The organism is Moorena sp. SIO3H5 (assembly GCF_010692395.1).
GTDB lineage: Bacteria > Cyanobacteriota > Cyanobacteriia > Cyanobacteriales > Coleofasciculaceae > Moorena.
In genome coordinates, this window is sequence record NZ_JAAHHS010000694.1 from 1 (window position 1) to 2,158 (window position 2,158).

Annotated in this window: 3 protein-coding genes; 2 read left to right on the forward strand and 1 reads right to left on the reverse strand. The window is 44.5% G+C overall.

Going from position 1 to position 2,158, the window contains the following annotated elements:
• The coding region (locus F6K52_RS35610) for a M24 family metallopeptidase (RefSeq protein ID WP_293089815.1) at positions 1-704 on the forward strand (704 nt) is incomplete at its 5' end.
• A 300-nt stretch (positions 705-1,004) separates the two neighbouring features.
• On the opposite strand, the gene F6K52_RS35615 is transcribed toward F6K52_RS35610, so the two are convergent.
• Positions 1,005-1,127 (reverse strand): hypothetical protein, encoded by a 123-nt coding sequence (locus F6K52_RS35615; RefSeq protein WP_293089817.1) that lies wholly within the window; start codon positions 1,125-1,127, stop codon positions 1,005-1,007.
• 49 nt (positions 1,128-1,176) lie between these two features.
• On the opposite strand from F6K52_RS35615, the gene F6K52_RS35620 reads away from it, so the two are divergent.
• Positions 1,177-1,941 carry a DUF4351 domain-containing protein gene (locus F6K52_RS35620; protein WP_293089819.1) on the forward strand — a complete coding sequence of 255 codons (765 nt, stop codon included), beginning with the start codon at positions 1,177-1,179 and terminating at the stop codon, positions 1,939-1,941.
• The last annotated feature ends 217 nt before the right edge of the window (positions 1,942-2,158 follow it).

Consider the following 2,158-nt stretch of genomic DNA (forward strand, 5'->3'; position numbering starts at 1 on the left):
CTGCAGGGAATGGTGATACTCACCATTCCCTGCAACCGGGAGAGTTACTACTGGCAGATGTAGGAGCAGAAACCCCTATGGGTTGGGCGGCGGATATTACCCGTACTTGGCCGGTGACTGGTAAATTTTCCCCTACTCAGCGGGATATATATAATGTCGTCAAAGAAGCCCATGATTTCTGTATTAAGAATCTTTACCCTGGGGTGGAATATCGAGAGATTCATATGACAGCAGCAGGGGTGATGGCTGAAGGATTGATAGATTTGGGGATTCTGCGAGGAGACATCTCGGATTTAGTAGAAATGGATGCCCATGCTTTATTCTTTCCCCATGGTGTTGGTCATGTGCTGGGATTAGATGTCCATGATATGGAAGATTTAGGGGATTTGGCAGGGTATGCATCAGGACGGGAAAGAAGCGATCGCTTTGGCTTGGGCTTCCTGCGACTAGACCGACTGTTGGAACCAGGAATGTTGGTCACAATTGAACCAGGATTTTATCAAGTTCCAGGGATTTTGAATGACCCAGAGCGACGGTCAACCTACAAAGATATGGTCGATTGGGATAGATTGGCAGAATTTGATGATGTGCGCGGGATTCGGATTGAAGATGATGTGTTGATTACCGAGACAGGATCAGAGGTATTGACCGCTGAGTTACCGACTGATATAGAAGCAGTAGAGGATTTGGTAAGGGGAGCATAAGTTTTAAGCTAAAACCTTTTAGCAAGGCAAAAGGCAAAAGGCAAAAGGTAAAAGGTAAAAGGTAAAAGGGGTTAATTGTGCTCTTAAGTTGAGAGACATGATTTTGAAAAGACCTGATCTCATCAGGTCTTTTTTAGATCTTATCTAAATCAGAAGTGCGCTAAATCAAGACAAAGATGACAGCTCTTGCCTTTTGCCTCTTGCCTCTTGCCTTTCCCAAGCGCGACTATGTTCACAACTAAACTAAAAATGTCTATCATAACTTGAATCAATAAACAAGATCCGGGTGCGATCACTTTTTTAGCTCAGATTCACTACAGTATCTGAAATAGTCTTAAATTTAAACAATTTGCCTTGGCTTACGATAACATCTGTGTCTTGATGCAGTCGCTCATGGGGGAAACCCCCAAGACCGCGCTGCATCGCTAAATACTTAGCAGAAGAATACCCATCAGAGTTTTTTCAGTGGGTATTGGGTGAGGCACCTGATGATATTCAGGTACTTAAAACGGAATTAAGTGCTGAACCAATTCAAGCTGATGCTCTGAGTTTACTCCAAAGTACAAACCAAATTCTGCACCTAGAATTTCAAACCCTACCCCCATCTGAGCCACCATTACCATTTCGGATGTTGGACTATTGGGTCAGATTACAACGAAAGTACCGATGTCCCATTGAACAGGTGGTAATTTTTCTCAAGTCTACGACCTCAGATCTGGTATTCAATAACGAGTTTAGGGATATTAATACCTGGCACCGTTATCGAGTAATTCGTCTGTGGGAGCAAGACCCTCAACCACTGTTGGCCAATCGGGCTTTGTTACCCTTGGCAACTTTAGCTAAGAGCAATAACCCTAATCGATTGTTAGAGCAAGTGGTTGTGGAAGTGGATAGAATTGAAGAACAAGGTCAACTCCGAACCCTAGCGGCCTGTGTGGATGTACTGGCTGGTTTGCGGTTTGAAAAAGATTTAGTCCGTCGATTGTTGAGGGAGGAAATTATGGAAGAATCAGTTACCTATCAAGATATTATCCAAAAGGGACGCCAGCGCGGCAAGCAGGAGGAAGCGGTATTAATTGTGATGCGTTTGCTAACCCTGAGGTTAGGTTTACTTGACCCTGTGCTCCAACAGCGGATTGAGGGATTATCCATTGCTCGATTGGAGGAATTGAGTGAAGCGTTGTTGGATTTTAAGACAGCAACGGATTTGGCGGTTTGGTTAGATCAGGAGCAGTAGTGCGTTAACAAATTAGGAGTTAAGGAAGCTAACTATCAATCCTTCCATTAAGTGATCGCATAAGCGCGGAAGCGTTTCGGCAAAGCCGACGCTTCCGGAGGGTAGCTGCTCAATGCTCGCGCATCGCATTTTCCGGTCGCTGCTGATCAGTACCACCTATATATCAAAATACACAATGATTTCCGGGATAATTCTCCCCGATTCCCTACTCCCTACT